The following is a 14,525-nucleotide window of genomic DNA, read 5'->3' as shown; positions in this document are numbered from 1 at the left end:
TTCAACCTGATAGGCTGGAAAGTCGCGCTATGCCTTGCGTCGGGCGGCCAACTGGGCCACAAATCGCTCGTGCTCGTCAGACCGCAAACCCTGCTGCAAGCGGTCGAGCACCTGCCGCAGGTTGCCCGACAAAAGAGCCTGGCCATCGAGCCAAAGGCCGGGAAAGACTCGCGAGCGATAAAGTCCGTCGATGTCGGGCGAAAGAAACTGGTAGCGGCCGTCGACGAGCGCGTGCCAGCGGATTTCCCGTTCGAAGACCACCACGGCCAGGTATTCGGGAATGCCGGCCGACTGGTAAAGCCTGAGTTTCTGGTGCAGATCGTAGGAGGCGGTAGAAACAGAAACCTCCGCAAGCAACTCGGGCGTGCCGCGCAGATAACGGCCCTCCATCCACGCTGCGCCGCCACATTGCGGCAGCAGGCGCAAACTCAGGTCGGGTTGCGGGGCGTCGTCGAGCATCAACAACGTGGTACTCCTGCCGCCGGCCGTACCTGCTGTTGCGATATGATAGGTGCTCAACCAATCCGCCACTCCGCCGACCATGTCGCCATGCTCGATCGCATTGCGGAAAGGCGCGTAGACGGTCCCTTCGATCAACTCGGCCAGCTTGATGTTCGGATCAGCTTCCCAACGGCGCAAGAACTCGTCGCGGGTCAATTGATCGCCGGCCGTCAGCGGCGCGACGCGCTGTTCGGTTACAATTGCCATAGTGCCACCTCCTGCTTCCATTCTACGCCAAACTCGTCTGGCCCGAAATGGCGTCATTTGCGACACTCTGGCGCCATGTTCCTAAGCTCATTTGCCCGGTTGCTTCGATCGCGGTTGCCCGGCTGGCTCGAACCGCAGGCCGTGCTATTGGTGCTGATCGTGGCCGCGATCTACTTCGCTCGGCTCGACGACCTGACGTTGCGGGGCGAGGAAACACGCCGGGCACGAGTCGCCATCGAGATGCTCGAAACGGGCGACTGGGTCGTGCCGCGCGAACAGGGCCGCGTCTTCCCCGACCGGCCGCCGCTGGGCAATTGGCTGATCGCGCTGAGCATGCTCGCCACCGGCGGCAGCGGCACGCTCGCGGTCCGCCTGCCGACCGTGCTGGCAACGCTGGCCACGACGCTCATCATCTACGGTTATTCGCGCACCGCGCTGACGCGCAACGGCGCACTGGCGGCCGGGCTCGCCTACGCCACGATGGGGCAGGTGCTGCAGCTCGGCATGCTTGCCGAGACCGAGGCCACCATGACGCTGTTGGTCGGCGCGTCGCTGCTCTTGTGGCACCGCGCCTATCGCGGTGGACTGCCCGCCCGGCAAACGTGGTGCCTGGGCTACGCGCTGTCCGGGCTGGCGGCCTTGGCCAAGGGGCCGCAAGGGCCGATCTACTTTGTGGCGGCGACGGTCGTCTACCTGGCTGTGCGGCGAGATTGGCGGTTTTTGCTGAGCTGGTCGCACCTCACCGGCATCATTGCCGGCACGGCGGTGGTCGCCGTCTGGCAAGTACCGTATTCGATGGCCGTCGAGTGGAAGCTGGTGCTTCAAACCTGGGGACACACGTCGGCGGCGCGGTTCGACTATTCGTCGCTCGGACCGGTGTTCCGGCACCTGCTGGCATTTCCCTGCGAAATCTTCGGCTGCCTACTGCCGTGGTCGGTCTGGCTGGCGGCCTTTGCCAGCCGCGACTTTCGCCGCGGTCTGGCCGGGGCCAGCGACATGGCGGTCTTTCTCGGCATTGCCATCGCCGTGGCCTTTCCCACCTGCTGGCTGGCGCCGCAAGCGCGCGGCCGCTATTTCATGCCGCTCTATCCCTGCTTTGCGCCGCTGGTCGCGATCGCGGTCGAACGCGCCTGGTCGCGCGCCGCCACGCGCACGCTGGCGAAGCTTTGGCAACGCTACCTCTCGCTGGCTGCCGCCGGCGCGGCGATCGCCGCCGTAGCGGTGTTGGCCGCGAGCCTTTCACCCTGGCTGGCCGCGACGCCTTTGCACCAATCGCCGGCCTTCGCGGTTTGCTATTCGCTGGGGGCGCTGGCCGCGGCCGCCGTCGCCTGGCAAACGCGGCGGCCGGAGTCTGGCCGTCAGGCCGTGGCCGGCGTGGCAGCCGTGGCGGTTTTCTTAGGGCTGACCAGCAATGGTCTGTTGATGAACGACGTCATTCGCCGCAGTGAAGACATCGCCGGACAGGTGGCTCAGCTCAAGCAGCGGCTGCCCGATGGCGTGCCGCTGGTCAGCCTGGGCCGGGCACACCATCCGTTCGTCTATCATTATGGCCAAACGATTCCCTGGCTCGACTGGCCAAAGCCGGGCGGCCCGACGGACTATGAATACTTCTGCTTTCACTGTGTGCGCGGCCGCCGAAAGCCGTTGCCCTTCGAGTGGGAGGAGATCGGCGTCGTTCGCTGCGACCGCTACCGGCGGATGCAGCCGGTCGACGCGATGGTCATCGGCCGGCGGCGGCCGCAGATCACGAAGCGACATGACCGCCCGCGCGTTCGATAAGCGGTGGCTGGGGCAGAGCTTGGCCAGATAGCGGTCGGTGCCCATCAACGGCGTGGCGGCCAAGCGATGCCCCGGTTGGACGCACCGGGGGATCGTCTGGCCGCCGAGATGAACGAAGCGCCACGCTCCACCTGGCCAGACTCTGCCCCAGCCACCGCAGACGTCTCATTCTCGGCCGCGTGAAGTATCATCAGTATTCAATCCGCTCGTACATGGCGACGGCCACGGGCACGAACACCATCAGTGGCGCCCAGGCCGCCAACGCCGGGCGAATCAACGAAATCTGTCCCAGATACTGGCAGCCCATCACCACCAGCATGAACGCCGTGCAGACCACCCCGCACAAGCCGATGGCAATGAACACGTTGCGGTTGGTGCCGTGCAGCACCAAGGGAAGCCCCAGAAAGAGCAGCGTCAGATCGAGAAACGGCTGCACGACGCGGCCATGAATGGCCACCCGCACATCGGCTCCGAATTCGCCCGCCAGGCCGAGACTGGGGTTCGAGAGTCCGGCGATCAACTGCCGCGTCGACGAAAACTGCCGCCAGCCCCGGCCGCCGCTGAGCTGCTCGAAGCTGACGTTGCTCGCCACGAAGCACTCGTCGCTTTTCAGCCAGCGCGGCTCGTCGAGCGGCGTCAGCACCACCGGCTTGCCGTCCATCGCCAGCGAATGGTTCGCCAGCAACCGCTCTGGGCTGGTCACGCCTTGAAACAGGTAGCCGCCGGGATGGTTTTCCTCCGGCGCCAGGTAATAGGCGTTGGGGGCGGAGAGCTGCTTGCCATATTTATTGAGCGCTTCGGGCAGCAGAAAGCTCGGCTCTTCGATCCGCGACTTGTTCGAATAGGTGGCGCGGCCCTGCATCAAGATGCTGGTCTCATTGTCGTAGCGCGGCTGAAACTCCTGACCGCTGTCGCCGCGCAGGTTCTTGGGGTCGCGGTCGAGTTTCTTCGCCAAGAGCGGAATCAGCAGCTCGCGTCCCGCACAGGTGATCAGGCTGATGCCGACGGCCGCCACCACGATGGGCCGAATGACTCTGGCCCGCGAGACGCCCGCCGCGGTGAGCGCCGTCAGCTCGTTGTGCCGCTGAATCCACGTCACCGTGAACATGCCCGTGATCATCGTCAACATGCTGCTCATCCGCTCGAACATGAAAACCGAGCGGTACGAATAGAACTCCACGATCAGCCCGTAGACGGTCCCTTCGCTCTCGGCGTAGTGCAGGAACTCGTCCAGGTTGCTGAAGGCGTCGATGACGATGTACAGCCCGTCGAGACTGAAAAAGCAGATCAGCAGCACCTGCAGGAACTGCCGGAGCAAGTAGCGGTCGATAATCAGCATGGACGGCAAAGGCAAAGCGTGGGATCTGGCGGCAGAGGCCAAGAATAGGCCAAAAGCGAGTTGGGGGTCAACGCCGGTACGGCCGATGCTACGCAGTTGCTACCTGCGTGTTGGGCACCTCGACGGAAACCGTCGTCCCCTCGCCCGGTTGACTCGTGATCCGCGCCACTCCCTCGAACAATTCGGCCCGCTTCAGAATTCCTTTCAGGCCGAAGCGGTCGTCGGGCACACGGGCCGGATCGAATCCGATTCCCCAGTCGCGAATTTGCAAGTGAATCCGCGCGCCGCGCTCGACCAGCAGGACTTCCGCCCGCCGCGATTGGCTGTGGCGCCGAATGTTGGTCAGCGCCTCCTGCGCGATGCGGAACAGGGTTCCTTCCAGCAGCGGATCGAGCCGATCGAAAGCGACATCGTGCCGGAACTCGACTACCAGCTCGCCCGGCGACGACTGCTCGGCCGCCAGATAGGAAATCGCCAGCACGATCCCCTCTTCGTCCAGAATCGGCGGGCGCAGTCCGCTCATTACCCGGCGGCCATCGGCAACCGAGCGCCGCGCCAAGTCGATCGCCAGCTCCAAGGCGGCCTGGCCCTTCGGCGCAAGCGATTTCTCGGCGGCCAACGACTCCAGGTGCATCAAGCCGGCCGAAATGTATTGCACGACGCCGTCATGGATTTCGTAGGCCATCAACTGCCGGTCATGTTCGTGCGCACGAATCAGTTGCTTCAGAAAGGTCTGCTCCGCCCTGAGCCGCTCTTCGGATTGCTTCCGTTCGTTGATGTCGGTCGAAATGCCGCAGAGGGCATAGGGCGGCTGGCGCACGTCGGGCAACGGGAACTTGACCGAGAGAAAGGTCTTTTGCGCGCCGTTGACCGGCACCGTTTCCTCGAACTGATAGGCCAGCCCGCTGCGCAACACCTGCCGGTCGTTGCGTCGCAGTTGCTCGGCCGTTGCGGAGTCGAAGAGGTCATTGTCGGTCCGTCCCATCACCTCTTCGTTGCGGCGGCCCAGGTTGTCTTCGAACGCTCGGTTGACGAACAAGTATCTTCCCGACGAGTCTTTCAGATAGACGATCGACGGCGTGTGTTCGAGGATCGACTGGAAGCGTTGCTGTGTCTCGCGGAGCGCCGCCAAGGCGCGTTTCTGCGGCGTCACATCGCGAAAAACCACGATCGCGCCACGGCCGATGCCGCCGAGATCGACCAACGGACTGGCGCTGACCTGCACCCAAATCGCTTCCCACGTCTCCGGATGAAGGAACAGGATTTCTTCGCTGTTCACCCTTTCGCCTTGGAGCGCGCGGGCCACCGGACGCTGGCTGGCGGGATAAGGCGAGCAGCCGTCGGGCAAGTAAGCGCCGCTGAACCAGTCGTCGGCGCCGTCCGCTAGCGCGGCGTTGATGCCCAGGATTCGCGCGCCGGCCGGGTTGATGCGCGTGGGGCGGCCATGCCGATCGGTGATGATGACGCCGTGGTCCATGCTGTCCAGCACCGACAACATGCTCGACAGCGGCTCGCGCACCGCTTCCGCCTCACGTTTGCGTGCCAGCAGTTCCCGCTCCAACTCGGCAATCCGGCGGTGCAGCGACTCGATGTCCATTTCTTCAACGCGGCGCGGTCGCGGGTTGGCCGGCATGATGGCAAGCTCGACGGCACAAACTGGGATACGATCAAATGATCGTAACCCGCCGGCAACCGAATGGGCAAGCGGGCGTAGACCGCTACGTAGCCCGCTTGCTCCGCAAGCGGAGGGGAGTTGCAGCTTGTTTCGTAGTCACTAAAGTGGAAGCCGCTGGCGCGATCGACGCGGTTCCGCTTGCGGAGCAAGCCGGCTACTAAACGTCCAGCGGCGTTTGCCCGACATACAGAGACAGAATCTGGCTCTGCACCTTGATGGCCCGCACCAACACCCAGATTTGGTCGGGCGAGAACTTTTCGGGATCGCTGCGGGCAAGCGCTTCGAGCTCCTGAGTCATGGCCGCATGCTGGTCGGTGGCCGCTTGCAACCGCAGCCCCGTTTGCTTCCAGGCATCGGTCAGACGCCCGTCGTCGTCCAACGCGCCGAGGTCGTCAACCAAGTTCGTCAGCAGCAAGCAGAGCCGGGCCACGTCGCGCGGCGCCGATGACGGTTGAATGCGCTGAATACGCTTAGCCAGATCTTCGCAGGTCGTCATGCGTTGGCCTCCAGATGATCGTTGGGAATTGAGCGGACATCAACGGCGCCGCCGCGCGGCTCCGCCAAGCCAAGATGTGAATGCTTGCCTTGAAGGCCGTTGGCGGATCGCGTCGTCGGCCGTCCGACACCGGAACTTTAGGTCAAGCGTGCGCGGTCCGCCAAAAAAACGGTTGCCTCCGCGGCCGATCGCTGCGATGTTCGGCATTTCGGCCCTATAATCGTTGAATGCGTTTTCATCCTCCCCACGCCCTCGATCGACAGCAAAGCCTTCCCTCCGGCCGCGACGAGCTGGAACGCTGGGACCGCGAGATCGTGTGGCACGCTTTTACGCAGATGGCCGAATACGAGCCGCTGCTGATCGAGCGCGGCCAAGGATGCCGGCTGTTCGACATCGACGGGAACGAATATATCGACGGCGTGAGCAGCTTGTGGTGCAATGTTCACGGCCACCGGCATCCCCGCATCGACGCCGCCGTCGTCGAACAACTTGGCCGTATCGCGCACACGACGTCGCTGGGGGCGTCGAACAGCACCACCGTCAGGCTCGCTCGCCGCCTGGTTGAGCTGACGCCCGAAGGGCTGAACCATGTCTTCTTCTCCGACAACGGCGCGACGGCCGTCGAGGTGGCCCTCAAGATGGCGTTCCAGTATTGGCGCCAAAGGCCCGACCCGCGGCCGCAGAAAACAACGTTCCTGGCCTTGGGCGGCGCCTATCACGGAGACACGCTGGGCAGCGTGAGCGTGGGCGGTGTCGAGCGGTTTCACTCGCTGTTTGCGCCGTTGTTGTTCGAGGTGGTACGGACCGCCGCGCCCCAGACGTATCGGCTTCCGCAGGGCGTCTCGCGCGCGGGCGCACTGGGGTTTTATGTGGCCGAGCTGGAGGCCGCTTTGAGGGCAAATCACCAGCGACTGGCCGCGATGGTCATCGAGCCGCTGGTGCAAGGGGCCGCCGGCATGGTCCTGCATCCGCCCGGCTACCTTCGCGCGGCACGCGAGCTCTCGCGTCGCTACGACGTCTTGTTGATCGCCGACGAAGTGGCCGTCGGCTTTGGCCGCACCGGGCGAATGTTCGCCTGCGAGCAGGAAGGGGTCGCGCCCGACTTGCTTTGCCTGGCAAAAGGTCTGACGGGCGGATACCTACCGATGGCGGCCACCCTGGCCAGCGACGAAATCTGGCGGGCGTTTTTGGGAAGCTATGACGACTCGAAACAGTTCTTCCACGGCCATACCTACGGCGGCAATCCCTTGGCCGCCGCCGCCGCGTTGGCCTCGCTGGAGGTGTTCGACGAGGAGCGGGTGTTGGCCCGCATGCCTGAAAAGGTTTCTCGTTTGAGCCGGCATCTAGCGCGACTGAAGCGGCTCGATCACGTGGGCGACGTCCGCCAATGCGGGCTGATTGCCGGCATCGAGTTGGTGCGCGACCGTGCCCGTCAAGCGCCGTTCGACGTGCGGGAGCGCCGCGGCTGGCGCGTTTGCCAACATGCGCGGCGGCGCGGCGTCTTGCTGCGGCCGCTGGGCGACGTCGTGGTGATCATGCCGCCGCTGGCGATCGCACTCGAGGAGTTGGACCGCATCGCCGAGGCGGTTGAAAGCGGCATCGTCGCGGAGACCTCGGCCTAGCGTGCAAATCACGGCACGCAGTTCAGGACGCGCCTCGCATGGGCCCAAGAGTCCCTACAGAATCGACAATCGCGAAACGTCTGTCCGCTTTGCCGGCGGGCCGGCCTTCTTTTTCTTGCGCGGCTTGCGCCTCGTTTCGGCCTGTCCGATATGCCACGCCAGCCGGCCATACAGCCGCGCTTCGATGAAAACCAGCGTCGCCAGCAACAGCGGCGATAACGGCAGCGCCACCATCGGCAGCCAATACACGCCCAAAGTCAGCAGGCCGACCGTCAGGCCAACCGCCAGCAACGATTCGATATAGACCAGCAGCCAACCGCCGGCGACTTTCAGCAGGCTGCCATACATCACGGGCGAATAGGGAACCAGCAGCGTGTCGGCCTCCATCGACGAGAGCATGAAAAGCGGGAAGAAGAGATTCGCGGCCAGCGCCGTGGCCAAAGCGCCCCGTAGCGGACCGAAGAACATGCCGACCGGCCAGGCCAGCGCCGAACCGGCCGCCACCGCCAGGGCGAAGTGCAAGCCGACGTAGAGCAGGGTGATCACGCGCTCTCGCCAATCGCCTTCGGGCCAATTCGACACTTCGTCGTTGCCCGAACCCGTGTCTTGCACGATCGCCACAAAACAGGCCGCGGCGTAGGAGAGCGCCCAGACCCAGGTCCAGATCAGGGGGAGGATCAGGTACACGGCGACGGTCATGGCCTTGTCGACGCCCTGCGAGCCGGCCAAGAACGCCACGACACCGGCCACGAACAGCGCGGGAACGAACAGCATGGCCAGCACCATCCAGCGTGCCCCGGCTCCGGGCCACCAGGGGAACGTGAACACGCCGCGGACAAACCAACCTTGTTCGGGCGGGGCGAGCGGTTCCGGCTCGGTCACGCGATCGACCGTGAGATAATGGAACTCGGCCTCCACGCGCTTGCTTTCTTCGCCCACGGCGTATTTGCCCGGCGAGGGCAGCGGTTTCGCCTTGGTGGGTTCGCGCGGAGGCGGCACGACGAACACCGTGTCGCAGTCGGGGCAGCGGGCACGCTTGCCCACGTGCGACCGCCGCGGGTGCAGACGTGCCTGGCAGGTCGGGCAAAGCACGGGGAAAAAGTCGGCGCTGTGGGTTTCATCTCGCGCGGGGGCCAGGGCCTCGCGAACACCGTAGGCTCCGGGATCGCGGGTCTTGGGCGGCCGTTCCGGTGCCGACGGCTGAGGGACGAGCACGGCCGAATAACAGTCGGGGCACCGCACGTGCCGCCCGGCTTTTTCCACGCGCGGGTGCAGCACCGCCCGGCACTTGGAACAAACGACGCGGACATATCGAGGATCGTCGCCGGCAGCCATCCCGTCAGCTTAAGGTGGCGGCAGGCACGGGGCAAATGCCAGGCGAGGTCGGCCGGTTGGCCGTCGCAGCGTGGCGAACCCGCGGCCACAGCGATAGAATGCAGCATAGGCGTTCTTGGAAGTGTTCGTTTCCTGTTTGTTCAACCACGGAGGTTCCCGTCATGGCCACAGCCACCAAGCCCGAAAAAAAGTCCCAGCCGAAAGTCAAACACACGGAGTGCTTCATTGGCGGCAAATGGGTTCCGGCCGCGAGCGGCAAGGCCTTCGAGACGATCAATCCGGCCACCGAAGAGGTCATCGCCCAGGTGGCCGAGGGCGATGCCGAAGACGTGGATGCCGCCGTGGCCGCTGCCCGTGATGCCCTGGAGAACGGCCCTTGGAGTACGATGGATGCCCGCGACCGCGGCCGGCTGATCTATAAGCTGGCCGACCTGATGGAAGAAGAACTCGACGACCTGGCGGCGTTGGAGACGCTCGACAACGGCAAGCCGATTCGCGACGCCAAAGCCGCCGACCTGCCGCTGGCGATCGACTGCCTGCGTTACTACGCCGGCTTTGCCGACAAGATTCACGGGCAAACCATTCCCGTCCGCGGCAACTACTTCACCTACACGCGGCGCGAACCGGTGGGCGTCGCCGGGCAAATCATCCCCTGGAACTTTCCCATCCTCATGGTTTGCTGGAAATGGGCGCCGGCGCTGGCCGCCGGTTGCACGGTGGTGATGAAACCGGCCGAGCAGACGCCGCTGAGCTGCCTGCGGCTGGCGCGGCTGGCGCAAAAGGCGGGCATTCCCGACGGCGTGATCAACGTGGTGCCCGGCTATGGCCCGACCGCCGGAGCGGCGATCGTCAAGCATCCGGGCGTGGACAAAATTGCGTTCACCGGCGAATATCGCACGGCCCAGATCATCATGCGCGACGCCAGTCAAACGCTGAAACGGCTGACGTTCGAGTTGGGCGGCAAAAGCCCGAACATCGTCTTCGCCGACGCCGATCTCGACGCCGCCGCGGCCGGCTCGCACTTTGGCCTGTATTTCAACCAGGGACAGTGCTGTTGCGCCGGCAGCCGGTTGTTTGTCGAAGAAAAGGTCTACGACAAGTTCGTCGACAAGCTTGTGGGCATGAACAAAAGCCGCAAGCTGGGCGATCCGTTCGATCCCGCCACCGAGCAGGGTCCGCAGGTCGACAAGGCCCAGTTCGACAAGATCATGCACTACATCGGCGTGGGCAAGCAGGAAGGCGCCCAGTGCCTGACCGGCGGCAATCGCTTCGGCCAGCGCGGCTACTACATCGAGCCGACGCTGTTCGGCGACGTGAAAGACGAGATGTCCATCGCCAAGGATGAAATCTTCGGACCCGTGTTGTCGGTGCTGAAGTTCAAAGACGTACACGAGATCATCGATCGGGCGAACAACACGTATTACGGACTGGCCGCGGCGGTCTGGACGCGCGACGTATCGAAGGCCCATCACCTGGCCGCCAAGATCAAGGCCGGCACGGTGTGGATCAACTGCTACGACGTGTTCGACGCCGGCGCGCCCTTCGGCGGCTTCAAGATGTCGGGCATGGGCCGCGAGCTCGGAGAGCGAGGGTTGGAAGCGTATACCGAGACGAAGACCGTGACGCTGAGTCTGGGATAAGGTGGTAGGGTGGGACCAGCGAGCTTGCGAGCGCCGGCCCACCATTCCATTTTAGATTTTGGATTTTGGATTTTCGATTGGGTCATCCGAAATCCAAAATCCCCGCAGTCGAAAGCGACGAGGTAACGATGCCAATACACGATTGGACACGGGTTGATGCGAGGCTGTTTCAGAGCTTTCACCTAAGCTGGATTTGCGCGATCAGCGACTCGTTGAACAACGGCGGGCTGCCCGGGAGCCACTACGCGATGATCGAGCGGAAAGAGCTTCCGCCGCTTTATGATTTTGCGGACTTGGGACCGCCGCCGAAGCTCGATCCGCACGACGAAAAAGCGAATGCCGACGTCGTCGTGAGTGTCGCCGCGGAGCCTCCGCCCGGACGTATCCTGCGACTGACATCAGAATACGGTTATGCAGCGGCGGCGAACCGCATCACCATTCGTGGCGTCGAAAGCGAGGTCGTGGCAGTAATCGAGATCTTGGTTCCTGGCAACAAAGCCACGACCGCGGCGTTGCGGTCCTTCGTCGATCGCGCGGCATCGTTTCTGCGTCATGGCATCCATTTGCTCGTGATCGATCTTTTTCCGCCGACGCGCCATGCCCCCTTCGGCATTCACGCAGCCATCTGGCAGGAATTCGCCACCGAGGACACAGCCGAGATCGCCCCACCGAAGGAACGACCTCGGATGCTGGCAGCCTATTCTGCCGGCCAAGAACTCACCGCGTACATTGAAACGCGTAACGTCGGCGATCCGCTGACCGACATGCCCGTCTTTCTCAGGCCCGAAGAATACGTGCGTGTGCCTTTGGAAGCGACCTATCAAAAAGCCTGGAGCAACTTTCCGGGGGTGCTCAAACGACGCGTCGACACGTGGGAGTAGTTGTCTGCCGAGCATACGACATAGCACGACGTACAGAAAGCTTTGGGCGATCACGATTCCGGCCAACTAGAAATTGCAGTGGAAAACGGCAGGTCTTCCAAGAATTGTCGAATTGGTTTCGTGAACTGCGGTGGATCCGAACGCGACATCGCATCGAGAAGCGTCCGAAGCGCTTTGATCGCCCGCACTCCGTGGTTTTCCATCGTAAGGCCGCAAGCGGCCGTCACTAACTGTTCCGACGCCGCCGACCAAAATGGGTATTCCGTGTTTTCGGCGAGGACCGTCAGCGGCTGCAAATTTCCACGTTCATGGTCGGGCCTTAACGCAAATCGGGCCGCGACGCAGTCTGCCAGCCCCTGATCGCGCAAGCCAACGGCGAGATCTTTGTGGTCTGACCAGTTCAAGTCATTCTCCCGACAGCTCTGGAAACTCTCGATAGAAAGCTTCGCCACGATCGTCGGGACGGACAAACCAACAATCTTTGGTTCGCAATTGTCGGACAGCCGGATGATTCGGATGCCGTCGAATGGCCCGTCGCAAGCCATCCGGCGTCACCAGGTACAGAACGATTGACCGCGCTCCAGGAACCGCATCTCCGGCAGACAATCCGATCCCCTCCAGATCCGGCCCGGGACCTTCCGGAGCTTCGTCCGAGATTTCAAGAAGATGCACGTCGGCCGCGTCGTGCGTGTCAAAGCAGATCGCGTACCGCGGCGCCGGCTGGCCGTCATGCATGTGAGACTCGACTAGTTCACGCACGCGGTCGCGGATACCATGGCGCCCCAGCAACGGTGCGCCCCGTAGGTTGAAGCCGCTGTCACGAATAACCTGCTTCACCTGCTCCGCCACATCCGCATCGACCTCGACCGCGAAATCTGCGACTAGCATGCGGTTGGAATCGCTCGGCGACATCTGGATGCGGTTGTAGAGTTTTGGTCGCTTGGCCGCAATATCGGGAACAGCACTCAGACGCTGCCGAAAATCCTCGATCTGTTGGGCCGTTACAAACGCATCGCGGATTTCAATCCGCTCACGCCGCGACGATTGCACGAGCTCGCCGACCAAGCTATCAACGCGTCGGCGCAGATGATCGGTCGGCGCGAGCTCGTCAGGGGCGAAATCCGCCGCCGCGTAGCCGAACGGATCGCTCAATGCAAGCGTGAGCACGGGACGCCGTTGCTCGTCGCTTCTTAAATCCCAGTATGCCCTGGCTGTGGTCGGCACGATCTCGTCGATGACCGAGTCACAGCCAGCCACCCGTGCGGCCAAAGCCTCCTCCGCTTCAAGAACATTGCTTAATTGAGCTGGCATGGTTTCCGTCCGCGCCTAAACCGACCTGAAGGAACCATAGTATTCTATGCCGCGAACCGCCTACCGACAATCAGACAATGCGATTGGCAGGAAACGTCGAAGCCCGTCCTCCGTCTGACGGCGGCAACGCATGCCGCGCAACAAACCGGGCTGGCGGCGGGAACCACCAGCCCGGTGTCGAGGCTTGAACCATCGAGCAGGCACGTCGTGCCGGCGATATTAGATATCGTAGTACAGGCAGAACTCGTAGGGGTGCGGTCGCAGCCGCATGGCGTCGACTTCCTTCTCACGCTTGTACTTGATCCAGGTCCCAATCACGTCCTCGGTGAACACGTCGCCCCGCAACATGAAGGCGTGGTTGCGCTCCAACGAATCGAGCGCTTCGTCGAGACTGCCCGGCGTCTTGGGCACCTCGGCCAGTTCTTCGGGCGAGAGGTCGTAAATGTCCTTGTCGAGCGGCTCGCCCGGATTGATCTTGTTCTGAATCCCGTCGATCACGGCCATCAGCATGGCCGAGAACGAGAGATAGGGATTGCAGCTCGGATCGGGGCAGCGGAACTCGACGCGTTTGGCCTTGGGGCTGGGGCTGTACATCGGAATGCGGCACGAGGCCGAACGGTTCCGTTGCGAGTAAGCCAGGTTCACCGGCGCTTCGTAGCCCGGCACCAACCGCTTGTAACTGTTGGTCGTGGGGTTCGAGAAAGCCAGAATCGAAGGAGCATGCCGCAGCAGCCCGCCGATGGCGTAGAGGGCCATTTCGCTCAGGCCGGCGTAGCCGCTGCCGGCGAAGAGCGGCTCGCCCTGCTTCCAGAGCGAGATGTGCGTGTGCATGCCGGAGCCGTTGTCGCCGTAAAGCGGCTTGGGCATGAACGTCACCGTCTTGTTGTACTTCTTGGCGACGTTCTTGATGATGTACTTATACATGCACATGTAGTCGGCCATCTTGACGAGATCCTGGAAGCGCAGGTCGATCTCGCACTGCCCGGCCGTTGCCACCTCGTGGTGCTGGGCCTCGACGTCCATGCCGCACTCGATCATGGTCTGCATCATCTCGTTGCGGATGTCCATCAACTGGTCGGCCGGCGGCACCGGGAAGTAGCCTTCCTTGTGACGCAGCTTGTAGCCCAAGTTCGGGCTTTCCACCCGGCCGCGGTTCCACTCGCCCTCGATGCTGTCGATGTGGTAGTACGACTCCTGGGCTTTGGCGTCGAAGCGGATGTCGTCGAAGACGAAGAACTCGGCTTCGGGGCCGATGAAGCAGGTGTCGGCAATGCCGGTGCTCTTCAGATAGTTGACCGCCTTGCGGGCAACATTTCGCGGATCGCGGGTGTAATCCTCCCGCGTGATCGGATCCTGAATGTTGCAGATCATGCTGATCGTGGGGAGGGTGGTGAACGGATCGATCACCGCCGTCTCCGGCTGCGGCACGAGAATCATGTCGCTCTCGTTGATGGCCTGCCAGCCACGGATGCTGGAGCCGTCGAAGCCGAGGCCGTCTTCGAAGATGTCCTCTTCCAGCTTGTTGACCGGGATGGTGAAGTGCTGCCAGATGCCCGGAAAGTCCATGAATCGCAGATCGACCGCCTTAACGTCTTTTTCTCGGCAGAGAGCCAATACCTCTTTGGGTTTCACAATTTCCTCGCTTAAAAATCGACCAAAGACCAGAAGGAACGACGAACAGCCCCAATCGAGCCCCTGTAGGGAACGCACTCCGTGCCCCTGTAGGGAACGCACTCCGT

General features: G+C 63.1%; 12 protein-coding genes. 4 read left to right on the top strand and 8 right to left on the bottom strand.

Annotation, left to right across the window (positions count from 1 at the left end; all coding sequences use genetic code 11):
* Positions 1-27 precede the first annotated feature (27 nt).
* On the bottom strand, positions 28-708 hold the full coding sequence (locus VNH11_14200; protein ID HVA47518.1) for a Uma2 family endonuclease: 681 nt from the start codon (positions 706-708) through the stop codon (positions 28-30).
* A gap of 75 nt (positions 709-783) precedes the next feature.
* Between VNH11_14200 and VNH11_14195 the strand changes: the two genes are divergently transcribed.
* The gene (locus tag VNH11_14195; GenBank protein HVA47517.1) at positions 784-2,487 is read left to right on the top strand and encodes a glycosyltransferase family 39 protein; all 1,704 of its coding nucleotides are present in this window, start codon (positions 784-786) and stop codon (positions 2,485-2,487) included.
* Positions 2,488-2,677: 190 nt separating this feature from the next.
* Here the strand turns inward: VNH11_14195 and VNH11_14190 are convergent, their stop codons facing one another.
* The 3 genes from VNH11_14190 to VNH11_14180 form a co-directional block, all read right to left on the bottom strand.
* Positions 2,678-3,826 (bottom strand): LptF/LptG family permease, encoded by a 1,149-nt coding sequence (locus tag VNH11_14190; protein ID HVA47516.1) that lies wholly within the window; start codon positions 3,824-3,826, stop codon positions 2,678-2,680.
* Positions 3,827-3,914: 88 nt separating this feature from the next.
* Complete coding sequence (locus VNH11_14185) at positions 3,915-5,459, bottom strand: PAS domain-containing protein (GenBank protein HVA47515.1); 1,545 nt, start codon at positions 5,457-5,459, stop codon at positions 3,915-3,917.
* Between the two features lie 199 nt (positions 5,460-5,658).
* Positions 5,659-5,997, bottom strand: a complete 339-nt coding sequence (locus tag VNH11_14180) for a hypothetical protein (GenBank protein ID HVA47514.1) — start codon at positions 5,995-5,997, stop codon at positions 5,659-5,661.
* Positions 5,998-6,224: 227 nt separating this feature from the next.
* On the opposite strand from VNH11_14180, the gene bioA reads away from it, so the two are divergent.
* Positions 6,225-7,619: an adenosylmethionine--8-amino-7-oxononanoate transaminase gene (gene bioA, locus VNH11_14175; GenBank protein HVA47513.1), complete on the top strand. Its 1,395-nt coding sequence runs from the start codon at positions 6,225-6,227 to the stop codon at positions 7,617-7,619.
* A gap of 54 nt (positions 7,620-7,673) precedes the next feature.
* Here bioA and VNH11_14170 read toward each other — a convergent pair whose 3' ends face one another.
* A complete protein-coding gene (locus VNH11_14170; GenBank protein ID HVA47512.1) occupies positions 7,674-8,954 on the bottom strand; it encodes a hypothetical protein in 1,281 nt (426 codons plus the stop codon).
* A gap of 161 nt (positions 8,955-9,115) precedes the next feature.
* On the opposite strand from VNH11_14170, the gene VNH11_14165 reads away from it, so the two are divergent.
* Positions 9,116-10,594, top strand: coding sequence for an aldehyde dehydrogenase family protein (locus VNH11_14165; protein ID HVA47511.1), 1,479 nt, complete (start codon positions 9,116-9,118; stop codon positions 10,592-10,594).
* Positions 10,595-10,722: 128 nt separating this feature from the next.
* Complete coding sequence (locus VNH11_14160) at positions 10,723-11,475, top strand: DUF4058 family protein (GenBank protein HVA47510.1); 753 nt, start codon at positions 10,723-10,725, stop codon at positions 11,473-11,475.
* Positions 11,476-11,525: 50 nt separating this feature from the next.
* Here the strand turns inward: VNH11_14160 and VNH11_14155 are convergent, their stop codons facing one another.
* The 3 genes from VNH11_14155 to glnA form a co-directional block, all read right to left on the bottom strand.
* Complete coding sequence (locus VNH11_14155; GenBank protein ID HVA47509.1) at positions 11,526-11,879, bottom strand: hypothetical protein; 354 nt, start codon at positions 11,877-11,879, stop codon at positions 11,526-11,528.
* 1 nt (position 11,880) lies between these two features.
* On the bottom strand, positions 11,881-12,786 hold the full coding sequence (locus VNH11_14150; protein ID HVA47508.1) for a hypothetical protein: 906 nt from the start codon (positions 12,784-12,786) through the stop codon (positions 11,881-11,883).
* 219 nt (positions 12,787-13,005) lie between these two features.
* Complete coding sequence (gene glnA, locus VNH11_14145; protein HVA47507.1) at positions 13,006-14,418, bottom strand: type I glutamate--ammonia ligase; 1,413 nt, start codon at positions 14,416-14,418, stop codon at positions 13,006-13,008.
* Between the last annotated feature and the right edge of the window lie 107 nt (positions 14,419-14,525).

Source organism: Pirellulales bacterium (assembly GCA_035533075.1).
Lineage (GTDB): Bacteria > Planctomycetota > Planctomycetia > Pirellulales > JAICIG01 > DASSFG01.
The sequence above is the reverse complement of the archived record's forward strand: the minus strand, read 5'-3'. Positions and strand labels throughout refer to the sequence as shown.

Excerpts from the sequence above, each read along its gene's own strand:
- VNH11_14200 (HVA47518.1), bottom strand. The coding sequence starts at position 708 with ATGGCAATTGTAACCGAACAGCGCGTCGCGCCGCTGACGGCCGGCGAT.
- VNH11_14195 (HVA47517.1), top strand. The coding sequence starts at position 784 with ATGTTCCTAAGCTCATTTGCCCGGTTGCTTCGATCGCGGTTGCCCGGC.
- VNH11_14190 (HVA47516.1), bottom strand. The coding sequence starts at position 3,826 with ATGCTGATTATCGACCGCTACTTGCTCCGGCAGTTCCTGCAGGTGCTG.
- VNH11_14185 (HVA47515.1), bottom strand. The coding sequence starts at position 5,459 with ATGCCGGCCAACCCGCGACCGCGCCGCGTTGAAGAAATGGACATCGAG.
- VNH11_14180 (HVA47514.1), bottom strand. The coding sequence starts at position 5,997 with ATGACGACCTGCGAAGATCTGGCTAAGCGTATTCAGCGCATTCAACCG.
- bioA (HVA47513.1), top strand. The coding sequence starts at position 6,225 with ATGCGTTTTCATCCTCCCCACGCCCTCGATCGACAGCAAAGCCTTCCC.
- VNH11_14170 (HVA47512.1), bottom strand. The coding sequence starts at position 8,954 with ATGGCTGCCGGCGACGATCCTCGATATGTCCGCGTCGTTTGTTCCAAG.
- VNH11_14165 (HVA47511.1), top strand. The coding sequence starts at position 9,116 with ATGGCCACAGCCACCAAGCCCGAAAAAAAGTCCCAGCCGAAAGTCAAA.
- VNH11_14160 (HVA47510.1), top strand. The coding sequence starts at position 10,723 with ATGCCAATACACGATTGGACACGGGTTGATGCGAGGCTGTTTCAGAGC.
- VNH11_14150 (HVA47508.1), bottom strand. The coding sequence starts at position 12,786 with ATGCCAGCTCAATTAAGCAATGTTCTTGAAGCGGAGGAGGCTTTGGCC.